This window comes from Mesorhizobium sp. P3_B5 (genome assembly GCF_056402815.1).
The window spans coordinates 240878-254757 of record NZ_JBFUGR010000006.1; the positions used below are offsets into that span (position 1 = coordinate 240878).

Below are 13880 nucleotides of genomic sequence, written 5' to 3' on the forward strand. Positions count from 1 at the left end.
TCAGTCCGTAACCTGCCCGCCATACAGCGAGACCGCGAGTTCGTGGATGGCGTCGGCCGTGCGCGGGCCGAAGCCGAGCAAATAGCCGCCATCCATGCGGATCAGTTTGCGGGCGGCGCCCGCCGGCGTCGAGGAGACCGACGCGATGGCGAACAACTGGTCATCCGAGGTCGCCGGCCCGGCATTGTTCATCATCAGGATGACGTCCGGTCTGGCGGTGACGAGCGCCTCATCGGACAGTTGCTTGTAGCCGCTAAAACCTTCGATCGCATTGACGCCACCGGCCAGCTTGATGATGCCGTCGGCGGCCGTCTTGCTGCCTGACGCGAGGATCTTGCCGCCCTGTATCGACAGGACGAACAGCACGCGCTTGCGCTCCTTGATCGAGGCGGTCTGCTTTTCGGCTGCCTTCAGTTTGGCATCGACCTCAGCCGCCAGCACCTTGGCCTTGGCATCGGCGCCGAGCGCCTTGCCGACGATGCGAATCTTTTCGATTATACCTTCATTGTCGAAGCGGTCCGGCACCTCGATAAAGGGGACGCTCGCCTTTTTCAGCACGTCGATGGCTTCCTTGGGGCCACTGCCTTGCAGCGCTAGTATTCCCGACGGATTGACCGAAAGCACGCCTTCCGGCGACAGCTGACGCATATAGCCGACATCGGGCAGCTTCAGCGCCGCCTCCGGATAGCGACTGGTCGAATCGCGGGCAATCAGACGGTCCTGCTCGCCCAGCGCATAGACGATCTCGGTGATCGAACCGCCAATGGCGGCGATCCTCGACGGGTCGGAAAAGACAGCCTTGCCTTCGGCGGCGCTGGCCGGAAGCGCACCAGCAGCCAGGGCAAGAGCGACCGCCGGCCCCAACATCAATCTGAAAAATGAAATCATTGACGTTGTCCTCAGGCCGCCGTCGGGCTTGGAATGCGCGGCAGGTTCTCCGCCAGGAAGCGCCAGTCGTCGCGCTCGCCTTCGCCTTCATGGCGCTTGCCGAAGAACTGGATGATCATCTTGCCGTCGGCGCCATAGACCTCGAGCGAGGTGACATGGCCATCCTTGGTCGGTTTGCGCACGGCCCAGACCTCGTCAATGTGGTCGGTCCGCAGATGCAGATGGAAAGTCTCGTCGAGCACGTTGATCCACGGTCCCATCGGCTTGATCGACTTGACCGGGCCGGAATGGATCTGGATGCAGCCGCGGTTTCCCACAAAGCACATGATCGGCATGTTGCCGGCGGCCACATGATGCAACATGGCGCCGACGGCGTCATTGTCGACCAGCCAGGCGTAGTCCTGGCCAACCATGCGCACCGCCTGGCGGCGACTGAGCTTCAGTGTCTTCAGCATGCCGAAGAACTGGTGCACGTCGGTCAGCCGGCTCCAGCGATCGCGCAAATCGTCGATGCTTGCGGGGTTGTCCGACATCTCGGTCTCCTCCTCGGCGCCACCGCCCGAAATCATCCCTGTCGGCTCCTGGTTCGACGATTCGAGCCCGGCGACCAGCTTCTGGTAGGCATAGAGGTTGGACGAGGGTCTCAGATGCACCTTGTGCACCGCCTCGCCGGCCGCGTCGAAGAACTGCAGGCTGCGGCGGATCTCGCCGTCGTCGCGCTTTTCCACGGCAAAGCCATGCGCCCAGATTTTGGGGAAGATGCGCAGGTCGATGTTTTCGCCCAGCACCATGGCATTGTGGTCGCCGGTGACGACCTTGTCGTAGACGCCGATCTTCTCGTGCACCGCGCTTTCGTTGCGGGTCAGCGCCATCACCTCGCCGACGGTTTCGAGGCCCGTCAGAAGATCGTTGACGCGCGGCTCGACGCGAACGACGCCGTCGCCGCAATGCGCCGCGACAAGCTCGGCTTCCGAAATGCCGAGCTGGGCGGCAAGATCACGCTCGCGCGTCTTCGGATTGTCGGTCCGCGCCCGCCGAATTTCATGCGGCGACGGTTTCACGCGCTGGTCCATGGTTCTTAGCCCCTGCTGTTCTTGAAAGCCTACTTGTTGAGGATGAGCTTGCCCTGGCGGGTGATCTTGAGCCGGTAGAGCGCGCCGTGATGTTCGATGCCGATCTCGTGCTCGCCCTGGAACAGCGTGTTCGAGGACAAGGTCCTCACCGCCAGCGGCACCCGGTCGAAGCGAGCCGAAGCGTCTTCGGGACGGCGGACGCGGTAGCGGAAGTCATTGGGATTGTGCGTGTTCATCTGGTTCGATCCCTTTCTGTGCCGGGCATCTGGCTAGGCGTTGCAAAAATGCCGATTCATTTCTTGACTCGAATAATCATGTTTACTAGTCAGTGCAATACCGGACTAAATGAGTCAACATTTAAGACGCCGGATCGAATGAAAAATGCCAGCGAGCGCCACGCCAGCCAGCATTGAACCTGGAATTTGGAGTGGGGTTTATGGGGCCGGCGGCAAGGAATATGGCTGCTCTGCTGAGCGGAGCGGCGGTGACGGTATTGGTTGGGATGCATGGCGCAAAGGCCCAGGAAGCCAAGATCAACGAAGCGGAGAAAAAGGGGCGCGTGACCCTGCTGCAGCGGCTCGTGTTGGGCGCCGGCGCTGAAAAGATCGCCATCAACACGCCACAGGCCGTGACGGTTCTCAATCAGGACGACATCGATCGCGAACAAGCCGAGACGACCGGCGGGCTGTTCAAGTCGGTACCGGGCGTAACCATGGTCGGCAGCGAACGCGTTTTCGGCGAAGCCTTCAACATTCGCGGCATCGGCTCCACCGAGAACTCGGCCGACGGCTCCCGCATCATCGTCAATGTCGATGGCGCGCAGAAATTCTACGAGCAGTACCGCATGGGCTCGTTCTTCTCGGATCCCGAGCTCTACAAGAAGGTCGAGGTCCTGCGCGGACCCGCCTCCTCGACGCTTTATGGTTCAGGCGCCCTCGGCGGCGTCATCAATTTCGTCACCAAGGACGCTTCCGACTTCCTCAAGGACGGCAAGAACAACGCGCTGCGGCTGAAGAGCTCCTATGAGACAAACGGCAACGGACTGCTGGGCTCGGCCATCTATGCCCGCCGCCTCAACGACAATGTCGAGTTCCTCGCCACCGGCAATTATCGCACCGCCGACGAGTTCACGCTGGGCAACGGCACCAAGCTTTTAGGGTCGGATTTCAACGCCTGGTCGGGACTGATGAAGGGAACGGCACACTTCGGCGACAACAACGAGCAGGCCGTGCGCCTCTCCTACCAGCGCTGGGACAGCGATGCCGACAACCAGGCCTACGCCCAGACCGGCACCCAGGCGGCGTTCGGCACGGTCGATCGCCATGTCGTCGACAGCACGGCGATCCTCAGTTACGAGAACCCGGTCAGCGACAATCCTTGGTTCGATATCAAAGCCAACATCTCCTATTCCGACACAGCGGTGGAACAGCGCAACGGCACGCTGGCCGGTTCGAACATCATCGATGCGGATTACGGCTATCGCACCTGGCAAGCCAATCTGCAGAACACGTCCGAATTCAGCGGCGAGGCCTATCAGAATTTCCTGACCTATGGCGTTCAGGCCAGCCACCAGGATCGTATCGGGGTCAGCCAGCTCATCACCGGCACCGGCGATGCCATCAACACTCACCCGGAAGGCACCGACAACAAGCTCGGCGCGTTCGTGGAAAACGAATATGTCTGGAACGAAAAGCTGACGCTGATCGCCGGCATGCGCGGCGACTTTGTCTGGCGCCAGCCCGGCGAAGCGGCTGAATCGCTTGGCAATGCGGTCGACGTCAACGATCAGGCCTGGTCGCCGAAGATCGCGGCGCTCTACAAGCTCAACGACAATTTCGGCGTGTTCGGCTCCATTGCCCACACCGAGCGGCTGCCGACGCTTGACGAACTCTACACCTGGTCCAAGGGCGTCAGCGTCGACCTGAAAAAGGAAAAATCCAACAATTACGAAGTGGGCTTTACCACTTCCGGCAACGATATTCTCCAGGAGGGCGACGCGCTGAGCCTGAAGACGACCGGCTTCTACAACGAGCTCACCGATCTCATCCAGCTGACGGCGACCGGCGCTTCCCGCTACTTCTACAATGTCGGCAAGGCACGCATCTACGGCGTCGAGATCGAGGGCGCCTACGATTCCGACTACGTCTTCGCCAACCTTGCCTACACCGGCGTGAAGGGCGAGAACCTGACGCCGGGCCTGAACTACGGCAAGCCGCTCTCGACCATTCCGGCGCACAAGATCGTATTTTCATTGGGCGCGCGCATGCCGGATCGCGATCTGGAGTTCGGTGGCAGGGTGACCCACGCCTTCGAGGCGTCCAACAGCATTCAGGGCACGGCATCTTCGTCGGCAACACCGAGCGCTACCGTGGTTCCAGCCGACGCCTGGACCACGGTGGACCTCTTCGCATCGTGGAAGCCGCAATCCGGCCAGTTCGAAGGCTGGCAGGCTCAGTTCGGCATCAACAACATCTTCAACGCCTACTACCGCGACGCGATCGCGCTCGACTACGCCAAGGGCCGGACCTTCAAGCTGACATTGGCAAAACAACTGGACTGGTGAGAACGATGAGCATCACGGCGGCTACGACATCCTTCCTGATCGCAGCGACATTTGTCGCCGCCGTGGCCGGCCCAGTACAAGCAGAGACGCCGGGCCAGGGGCTCTCGCTCGAGCTCAACGGCGCGCAGCCCTCCGAAAAGGGTTGCCGGCTGACATTCGTGGTTGCCAACAATCTCGGCGCCGATCTTTCCAAGGCGGCGTTCGAGATCGCGCTGTTCAACGATGCGGGCGTGGTGGACCGGCTGACCGTCCTCGATTTCAAGGACCTGCCGGCCGGCAAGACCAAGGTGACGCGTTTCGATCTTGCCGGCACCGACTGCACCAAACTCGGCCGCGTGCTGATCAACAGCGCGACGGAGTGCGTGGGCGCCAGCATAGAGCCGGCGACATGCCTGCGCAGTCTGAAGACCGCGACCAAGACCGGCATCGCCTTCGGCCTGTGACAGGGGGCGGCATTGGGGCTCGAACCGGCATTTTCGCAAAACACCGTGGCCTGGCCCCTGGCCGGGCCCTTTGTGTTGCCGCTGGAACCGGACGACCCCGATTTCACCATTCCGCACGGCTCGCTGCAGTCTTCGCTGCGCGACACACCTGAGAAGAACTACATCAAGGACGCCAGCGGCGAGCTGACCACCATACCAGCCGAGCCGCTGGGCACACGAACTGGGCAGCCAAGGCGCAAATGGAAGGCCGCAGTGGTTGTCTCACTGGTGCTTCATGCGGCAGCGGCAATGGCCTTCCTTGCCACCGACGATGAGCCGATCCTGATCGAAGGCGCCGACCAGTCCGGCGTCATGTTGCTCGGCACCGCGCCCGAGGACCAGTCGGCGGCCGGCGACATGGCCCCACTGGAAGCGGCTGAGGTGACGCTGGTCACCATGCTTGCCCCCAAGTCCGTGGAGACCGTGGAGGCGCAACCGGTGGCGGCGACCGAAACGGCCCAGCCGGTCGAAACCATGGAAGCAGAAGCGGCTGCCACGGCAATTTTGGAACCTGTGCGGGAAACGCTGGATCGGCCTGCGTCCGCGCCCGACCGCGTCGACCCTGTCCCCGACGAGCCGGCGACGGCCACGACTGTCACTCCCGTGCCCGAGATTTTGGCCGTCGATCAGGCGGTCGAAGACGACAATTCCGTCCAGAAGCCCGCCGAGCAGTCGGCCACGACCGTAAAGGCGACCACGGCCGAGAAAACGGCGTCGGTCGAAACCGTCGAGAAAATCACGGCCGAAACGGAGCCGCAACCGGCGCCCGCGGAAAAAAAGCCGCAGCCGGCGAAGCCTCAGCCTGCGAAAACCAGGAAAGCCGAGCCGGTGAAGAGGCCGATCAAGAAGGCGCAGGAGGCTGAGAAGCTGAAGAAGGCGGAAAAGGTGCCAGCCAAACAGGCCAGGTCCGGCTCCGGCGGCCAGAATGAAGCCGATGCCAGGCGCGGCGTCGCCGATGGCCAGACCGACGGCAAGACAACGAGCAAAAGCCAGGGCGGCAAGTCAGGCGTTGGCAATGCGTCCGTGTCCAACTATCCCGGCAAAGTGGTCGCAAAACTGCGGCGCGCGTTGCGTGGCATTTCGAGTTCCGCGCGGGCAAAGGCGCGCAACGATGTCCAGGTGAGCTTCACCGTCGATGCCAATGGCGGGGTCGGCGGCATCCGCATCGCGCGCAGTTCCGGCTCGCCTGAACTCGATGCGGCGGCCCTCGCGGTCATACGCCTCGCGGCCCCCTTCCCGCCCATCCCGACGGATGCCGGCCGATCGAGCTGGGCGTTCGCCTTACCGCTCGGCCTTGCGCGCTGAACCCGATGGTGTCCGCTTCGGGATTGGAATCCATATTCGCCCGAAACACCGTGGCGTGGCCTTTGGTGGTTGGCGCGTTGCCGCTGGCAACCGATCTTGATTTGACAAGTCCACGCCGCTCGCGGCAGGTCTCGCCGCGAAACATGCAAGAAACCAGCCCCCTCCCCGATGCCGGCAGCGAACTGGCGATCACGCCAGCCGAGCCGCTTGCGTCAGCGCGGCCGTCAGCCATCAGCCGCAAATGGATGGCGGCGATCATCGTCTCCTGCCTGCTCCATGTCGCGGTAGCGGCGGCTTTTCTCATCACACCCGCCGGCACATTCGAGTCCAGGGATGCAATCCAGATGGAGGGTGCCGATCAATCAGGCGCCAACGTGGTCGGCAGCGCCCTGGATGGCCAGGCCCCTGGCGTGATGGAGGTTACCGTGGTGCCCGACCCGCAGCCCGCCAAGCCTCAGGTGAAGCCCAAGCCGCCTGCCGAGCAGCCCGCCAAGGAAATGGCGGCACAGCCCCCCGCGCCCCTGCCGCCCGCGGTCGAACAACCCACCGCCGCGCCGGACATACTGACGGCCGACACCCCACGCCATGACGAGCAGAGCGTGGCCCCGAAAGCTGAAACGCCGGCAGAGCCGGTTACTCCGACCGAAAGCGCCGAGGCGCCTCCTGCCGATATCGGACAGCCGCCGATCCCGACCGCAAGGCCAAGCACGACAGGTTCTGGCGGCGTGGGCGAAACCAATGACGCGCGCGGTGCGGCGGATGGCGAGGAACGTGACGCGGTGACGTCCAGCACGGGCAAGAAGCAGGGCGCAGCAGGCAATGCGATAGAATCCCGCTACAGCGGTGAAATCCAGAAGAAGCTTGCCCGCGCCAACCGTCGTGTTTCGAAATCGGTACAAGCCAAGGCCAGCAACAATGCAAGGGTTGTTTTCGTCGTCATGGCCGACGGCAGCATCGGCGACATACAGCTTGCCGAAAGCTCAGGGTCCGCGGAGCTCGATCAATTCGCTTTGACGCTGGTGCGCCAGCAGGCGCCGTTCCCTCCCATTCCAGCCGAGACCGGCAGGTCAAGTTGGGTGTTCAGGGCGCGGATCGGTCCGTACTAGCTCCGCCTCACCGTCTCAAACCCTCATCACGTCACACATTCACCCATCCCGAAAGGACAGCCAATGTACATCGCCATGAACCGCTTCAAGGTCCAGAACGGCTCGGAGGTCGCCTTCGAGGACGTCTGGAAGGGACGCGACTCGACACTTTCGGAAATGGCGGGCTTCAAGGAATTCCATCTGCTGCGCGGCCCGGTCAACGACGCCGAGGGCTATACGTTGTTTGCGTCGCACACGGTGTGGGCGAGCCATGAGGATTTTGTCGCCTGGACCAAATCCGAGAATTTCCGTGCCGCGCATCGCAACGCCGGTTCCAGCAAGGTGCACTATCTTGGTCACCCCCAGTTCGAGGGGTTCTCGGTCGTCGAAGGCGCCTGACCGCTAACGCGCTAAGGCAAGACCTCCGCTGACGGTTAGGGTGTGTTGAGATTCAGGTCAGGCCGAGTCGAAAACGATGGTTTCCGAGAACCGGAGCGGAGCGTACTTGAAGTACGTGAGCACCGGAAGCGCAGGAAACCATCGTTTGCAGGCCGGCATCACCTGAATATCAATGCACCCTAAGCCGCGGCCAGCAGGCTGGCATTGCCGCCTGCCGCCGTGGTGTCGACGCAGACGGCGCGCTCATGCGCGTAGGCCGCCGGGTTGAGCACTTCGCTGACCAGCGGCACGATCGGTCCTGCGCGGTCGGCAATGACCTTGCGCACGATGCGAGCTGCCTCAGGCGTGCCCGAGAAGGCGACGACGTCGACCCGCAGCGAGCGCGCCTCGACCGGATCGGGCCGGCCGTCTATGGCCGCCAGAGGCAGGCCCTTGCCAGTCAGCGCCGAGAGCGCTGCAGGAGCACCAGGCGCGACGGCGAGCACGGCATTGCCGGCGGCGAGCGCCTGGATCGTCTGGGCAAGCAGCGTATCGCCGTCAGGACCGAGGCAGAGCACGCGGCCGCGCGGCGACAGCGACAGCGTGTTGGCTTCGCCTGTCGGCCCCGGCAGGTCGACCTGGCCGAAATCGATGCCGGCGGCAGCGCCGATGGCTGCCGCACCCTTACCGCGCAGATGCTTGCGCAGGATGGCGACGCGGTCGGGCCGCGTCGACCAGCCGCCAAGCGTCGGGTCGGTCAGATTGTCGGCAAGCTCGGTCGCCGTCACCTTGTGGCCTTCGGCAAGATGCGTACCGGCCTCCGGCCCCTTGCGGAAGCGGCGGAGATAGTGCGGGCCGCCGGCCTTCGGCCCGGTGCCGGAAAGCCCCTCGCCGCCGAAAGGCTGCGAACCGACGACAGCACCGATCTGGTTGCGGTTGACATAGATGTTGCCGGCATGGATGCCGTCGACGAAATGCTGGACGCGGCCCTCGATGCGGGTGTGCAGGCCGAAGGTCAGCCCATAGCCCTTGCGATTGATCTCGGCGATCACCGCGTCGATCTTGTCGGCGTCGAAACTGGCGACATGCAGCACCGGCCCGAACACCTCGCGCTCCATCTCCTCGATGCCTTTGACCCGAAAAACATGCGGCGCGACGAAACGGCCGCCCTTCGGCGCTTCGAGCTTGGCGATCAGCCGACCTTGCAGGCCCATCTTCGTGCAGTAGTCGCGGATCGACGCTTGCGCCTCGTCGTCGATGACTGGGCCGACATCGGTGGAAATCTGCCAGGGATCGCCGATGCTAAGCGCTTCCATGGCGCCCTTCAGCATCTCCAGCATCTTCTTCTCGACGTCCTTTTGCACATAGAGCACGCGCAGCGCCGAACAACGCTGGCCGGCGCTCTGGAAGGCCGAGGCGAGGATGTCGCGCACCGCCTGTTCGGGCAGTGCGGTGGAATCGACGATCATGGCGTTGAGACCGCCGGTCTCGGCGATCAGCATGGCGTCGGGCGCGGCGGTCTCGGCCAATTGCTTCTCGATCAGCTTGGCGACCTCGGTCGAGCCGGTGAAGCAGACGCCGGCGATGCGCGGATCGGCGGTGAGCGGCCCGCCGACCGACGGGCCGTCGCCGGGCAGAAGCTGGATGACGTCTTCCGGCACACCGGCCTCGCGCAGCAATTCGACGGCGCGGAAGGCGATCAGCGGTGTCTGCTCGGCCGGCTTGGCGATCACCGAATTGCCGGTGACGAGTGCTGCGGCGATCTGGCCGGTGAAAATGGCGAGCGGGAAATTCCACGGCGAGATGCAGACGATCGCCCCGCGCGCTTGCGTGCCCGCTTCGTTGTTGGCTGCTTCGGTGGCGTAGTAGCGCAGGAAGTCGACGGCTTCGCGCACTTCGGCGACGCCGTCGGCCAGCGATTTGCCGGCCTCGCGGGTGGCGAGGGCAAAGAACTCGACCGCATTGGCCTCATAGAGGTCGGCGGCACGGTTGAGGATGGCGGCGCGCTCGGCGACGGGACGCTTTGCCCAGGCCGGTTGCGCCTCCACGGCGAAGCGCACCGCGGTCGCGACCTGCTTGGCGGCGGCCTCACTGACGGTGCCGACAATTTCGTCAGGCTTGGCCGGATTGACGATCGGCCTCTGCTTGCCGTAGCCGGCGGCGCGGGTGATCGGCTTGGCATGCCAGCGCTCCGAGCCGGCAAATCCTGCCTTGGCCTTCTCGATCGCGGCCAGCGACACCGTATCGGTGATGTCGAAGCCTTTTGAGTTGCTGCGGCTCGCGCCGAAAATCGCTGAGGGGCGAGCGATCGCCGGATTGGCGGCCTGGCCCTGGTTCTCCACCGTTTCGAGCGGATCGCGGGCGATGTCCTCAGGCTCGACCTCCTCGTCGGTCAACTGATGCACGAAGGAGGAGTTGGCGCCGTTCTCCAGCAGCCGCCGGACCAGATAGGCCAAGAGGTCGGAATGCGCGCCGACCGGCGCATAGATGCGGCAGCGCGTGCCCTCGGCCTGGCGCACCGTCTCGTGCAGCGCCTCGCCCATGCCGTGCAGGCGCTGAAACTCGAAGGCATCGCGGTTATCAGCCATCGACAGGATGGCGGCGACGGTGTGGGCGTTGTGGGTGGCGAATTGCGGATAGATGCGGTCGGTCATCGACAACAGCTTCTTCGCGCAGGCCATGTAGGAAACGTCGGTGTTGGCCTTGCGGGTAAAGACCGGATAGCCGCCAAGCCCGAGCGCCTGCGCCCGCTTGATCTCCGTGTCCCAATAGGCGCCCTTGACCAGCCGCACCATGATGTTGCGGTCGTACTTCTTCGCCAGCGCGTAGAGCCAGTCGATGGTGAAGGCCGCGCGTGGACCATAGGCCTGGACGACGACGCCAAAGCCGTTCCAGCCGGCCAGCTCCGGCTCGGCCAGCACTTTTTCGATGACGTCGAGCGACAGATCGAGCCGGTCGGCTTCCTCGGCGTCGATGTTCAGGCCCATGCGCGAATGCCGCGCCGCGAGTGCCAATGACAAAAGCCGCTCGGCCATGACCGGCAGCATCTTTTCCTTCTGCGCCACCTCGTAGCGCGGATGCAGCGCCGACAGCTTGACCGAGATGCCGTGGTTCTGGCGGATGTCGGGACCGTTGGACCCGGAGTCGAGCGAGGAAATCGCGTCGGCATAGGCCTTGAGATAGCGCAGTGCGTCGGCCTCGGTGCGGGCAGCCTCGCCCAGCATGTCGAAAGAATACAGATAGCCCTTCTGCGTCATCGGCCGGCCGCGCTTGACGGCCTCGGTGATGGTGCGACCAAGCACGAACTGTTCGCCCATTTCGCGCATGGCAGCAGCCACCGCCTTGCGGATGACCGGTTCGCCCAGCCGGCGCACCATCGAACGCAGCGTGCCTTCGATGCCGCCCTCGCCTTCGTCGAGCACGCGGCCGGTCAGCATCAGCGCCCAGGTCGAGGCATTGACGAAAATGGAGCTTGAACCGCCCGAATGCGCCGACCAGTCGTGCGGCGCGATCTTGTCGGCGATGAGGTCGTCCATGGTCTCGGTATCGGGCACGCGCAGCAGCGCCTCGGCCAGGCACATCAGCGCCACGCCTTCCTTGGTGGAAAGGCCGTAGGCCGAGAGGAACACCTCCATCAGCCTTGGATCGGACGAGCCGCGCACCGCCCGCACCAGATCGGCGGCACGGGTCGAGATTGCGTCGCGGTCTTTGGTCGATAGCCCCGTCGCCTCGGCCAGCCGCTTCACTGCCTGGTCTTCGTCGGGCAAATAGTTGGCACGAATCTGCTGACGGATGGCATCGAGCGCGGGCATGGCGATCCTGTGGAGCGAGTGTTAGGGAGCGGGCCGGCGGTCACCGGACCGAATGGCGCAAGCTAGCACAAACCAGTATCTCAATCGGTCCAAAGAAATCGACAGGATAGGTCGATTGATCTATGATAAGGTCAAATTTCAGCCAGATAGACCATGATTTCGATGACCGAAGACCAATTGGACCGCATAGACCGAAACATCCTGTCGGCGCTGGCGCGCGACGGGCGGCTTTCCATGTCGGAACTCGCCGCCAAGGTCGGCCTGTCGAAGACGCCGGTGCAAGCGCGGGTGAAGCGGCTGGAGAAGGACGGGTACATCAGGGGCTATCAGGCGATCATCGACCGCGAGCGCATGGGCGAAGGTCATGTCGCCTTCGTCCAAGTGAAATTGTCCGACACGCGCTCGGCCGCGCTCGACGCTTTCAACCGCGCGGTGCAGGCCGTGCCGGAAATCGAGCAGTGCCACATGATGGCGTCGAGCTTCGACTATCTGCTCAAGGTCCGCACCACCGATATCGCCGCCTATCGCCGCGTGCTCGGCGAGCGGATCTCGGCTCTGCCCCACGTCGCCCAGACCTCGACTTTCGTGGCGATGGAGACGGTCAAGGACCGGTAAGCCTACTCCGCCAGCGTTTTCAAAAACGCCACCAGCGCCGCACGCTCGCGGTCCGAAAGCTGCAGCGGGTGAACTTCGGATGTCCCCTCGACGCTTGGCGCCGCCTTGTCATAGTGCGCCACCACCTCGTCGAGTGAGGAAAACTGCCCGGCATGCATGTAAGGCGGACGGGTGGCGGCGCCGCGCAGCGACGGCGTCTTGTAGGCACGGATCAGTTCCGGTCCTGTCTTGACCATGAAGCGCAGTTCTCCGCAGGCGCTGTCGTCGCCGTCACGAAAGACGCCCAGACAGTTGAACGGGTCGGCCTCGACCTGTGCCACCGCATCGACACGGCCACGATCCAAGGGCAAATCCGCAACCGGTGGCACGCCGGTGTTGTGAAAGCTGTTGTCGGTGAAGCGCGGGCCGTTGTGGCAGGTCACGCAATTGGCCTTGCCGATGAACAGCTTTAGCCCAAGGATTTCCTCTGGCGAAAAGGCATCGTCGCCCTGCGGCTTGGCCCCTGCCCCCAGATCTATGGCAAAGCGGTCGAAGCGCGTCTGCGGCGGCTCGATAGAGCGCTCGAAGGCGGCGATCGCCTTGCCGATATTGGCGAAGACGCGGTTGACCTCCTCCGCCTGGGCAGGGGGCATGGCTTTCCAGGCGGCCTTCTCGGCATCGGTCCCGAGCGGGCTGGCATTGGCCGGCACGGTCGAAAGGTCAGGCAGCGGCCCGAAGATGCGTTCGTAGCGTTCGCCAAACCGCTTCTTGATGTAATGCACATAGGCAGCGCGGTTGCCGGCATGTTCGAGCGGATTTTCCAGCGGCGTCAGCGCCTGCGCCCAAAGACTGTCGCGCCGACCGTCCCAGAAGAACCATGGATCGTGGGCGACCCCGGCCAGCGGCATGCTGCGCCGGTTGGTGCGGCCGACGCCGACCGCTTGCGGCAGGTCGTCCTGGAACTGCCGGTCGATCTTGTGGCAGGTCGAACAGGAGACCGTGCCGTCGCGGCTCATCCCGGCGTCGAAGAACAGCGTCGATCCGAGCGCTGCGGCGGCCGGCACATCGGCGAAGCGGTTGGTGGTGTCGGTCTTCAGCGGCGGCAGCGTGTTCAGCGCCAGCGAGGCGATGATCTTCTTCTCGGCGTCGGAAAACTGCGGCTTGCCGCAGCCGGCAAGCATCGCCACCACCAGCAGGGCAAGACAACGCGAAAAGCGGCTCATCTAAAACTCACAGCACCACGTTGAAGACGACCGTGTCGGAGCCGGCCGCCGCCGAGATGGCAAAGCGCAATTGCCACCAGCCGCTCATGGTGAATTTCAACCCGTCGATCCGATAGCGCCCATCGCCCAGATAGTCGGTCGCTTGCGGACTGGTCGGCAAGCCGTGACTGTGCTGCGGCATGCCGCCTGACACCGTAATCGCCGCGCCTTCCACAGGTGCGCCCTTGACCGTCTTCAGCGTCAGCAGCCAGGATTGCAATTCGCCCTGCCGCACGACACCCCGCTCCGGCTGGAAGCTCGCCACGAACAAGCCGCTCGCCGTGGTTTTCGAGCGGGATACATCGAGGCCGGCGAACTGCGCCGACCGAGGCGCCGTCAGATAGACGATAGCGAGAATGCCGGCCAGCAAGGCAGCAAGACCCAGACCCGCGAGAAGATAACGCCATAGTGATGCCAAACCGGTTCCTCTTCCAAACA

The 13880-nt window shown here is 63.9% G+C and carries 12 protein-coding genes; 6 read left to right on the top strand and 6 right to left on the bottom strand.

Annotation, left to right across the window (positions count from 1 at the left end):
• The 3 genes from AC1DVW_RS17805 to hemP are packed head-to-tail and all read right to left on the bottom strand — an operon-like array spanning position 1 to position 2197.
• Positions 1–888 (bottom strand): heme/hemin ABC transporter substrate-binding protein, encoded by an 888-nt coding sequence (locus tag AC1DVW_RS17805; protein ID WP_477324737.1) that lies wholly within the window; start codon positions 886–888, stop codon positions 1–3.
• Between the two features lie 11 nt (positions 889–899).
• A complete protein-coding gene (locus AC1DVW_RS17810) occupies positions 900–1961 on the bottom strand; it encodes a hemin-degrading factor (protein WP_477324739.1) in 1062 nt (353 codons plus the stop codon).
• Positions 1962–1990: 29 nt separating this feature from the next.
• On the bottom strand, positions 1991–2197 hold the full coding sequence (gene hemP, locus AC1DVW_RS17815) for a hemin uptake protein HemP (protein WP_477247881.1): 207 nt from the start codon (positions 2195–2197) through the stop codon (positions 1991–1993).
• A gap of 221 nt (positions 2198–2418) precedes the next feature.
• Here hemP and AC1DVW_RS17820 point away from each other — a divergent pair, with 221 nt between their 5' ends.
• The 5 genes from AC1DVW_RS17820 to hmuQ all read left to right on the top strand — a co-directional run bounded on the left by AC1DVW_RS17820 (position 2419) and on the right by hmuQ (position 7795).
• Positions 2419–4524 (top strand): TonB-dependent hemoglobin/transferrin/lactoferrin family receptor, encoded by a 2106-nt coding sequence (locus tag AC1DVW_RS17820; protein ID WP_477324741.1) that lies wholly within the window; start codon positions 2419–2421, stop codon positions 4522–4524.
• An 11-nt stretch (positions 4525–4535) separates the two neighbouring features.
• Complete coding sequence (locus tag AC1DVW_RS17825) at positions 4536–4967, top strand: hypothetical protein (protein ID WP_477324973.1); 432 nt, start codon at positions 4536–4538, stop codon at positions 4965–4967.
• Positions 4968–5012: 45 nt separating this feature from the next.
• Complete coding sequence (gene tolA / locus AC1DVW_RS17830) at positions 5013–6311, top strand: cell envelope integrity protein TolA (protein ID WP_477324743.1); 1299 nt, start codon at positions 5013–5015, stop codon at positions 6309–6311.
• A 245-nt stretch (positions 6312–6556) separates the two neighbouring features.
• A complete protein-coding gene (locus AC1DVW_RS17835; RefSeq protein ID WP_477324745.1) occupies positions 6557–7417 on the top strand; it encodes an energy transducer TonB family protein in 861 nt (286 codons plus the stop codon).
• Positions 7418–7480: 63 nt separating this feature from the next.
• On the top strand, positions 7481–7795 hold the full coding sequence (gene hmuQ / locus AC1DVW_RS17840; RefSeq protein WP_477324747.1) for a heme-degrading protein HmuQ: 315 nt from the start codon (positions 7481–7483) through the stop codon (positions 7793–7795).
• A gap of 179 nt (positions 7796–7974) precedes the next feature.
• Here hmuQ and putA read toward each other — a convergent pair whose 3' ends face one another.
• Positions 7975–11586, bottom strand: a complete 3612-nt coding sequence (putA, locus tag AC1DVW_RS17845; protein WP_477324749.1) for a bifunctional proline dehydrogenase/L-glutamate gamma-semialdehyde dehydrogenase PutA — start codon at positions 11584–11586, stop codon at positions 7975–7977.
• 162 nt (positions 11587–11748) lie between these two features.
• On the opposite strand from putA, the gene AC1DVW_RS17850 reads away from it, so the two are divergent.
• Positions 11749–12201, top strand: a complete 453-nt coding sequence (locus AC1DVW_RS17850) for an Lrp/AsnC family transcriptional regulator (protein WP_107650411.1) — start codon at positions 11749–11751, stop codon at positions 12199–12201.
• A 2-nt stretch (positions 12202–12203) separates the two neighbouring features.
• On the opposite strand, the gene AC1DVW_RS17855 is transcribed toward AC1DVW_RS17850, so the two are convergent.
• Entirely contained in the window at positions 12204–13403 is a 1200-nt protein-coding gene (locus AC1DVW_RS17855) for a cytochrome-c peroxidase (RefSeq protein ID WP_477324751.1), read from the bottom strand.
• A 7-nt stretch (positions 13404–13410) separates the two neighbouring features.
• The gene (locus AC1DVW_RS17860; protein WP_477247870.1) at positions 13411–13860 is read right to left on the bottom strand and encodes a FixH family protein; all 450 of its coding nucleotides are present in this window, start codon (positions 13858–13860) and stop codon (positions 13411–13413) included.
• Positions 13861–13880: the final 20 nt, after the last annotated feature.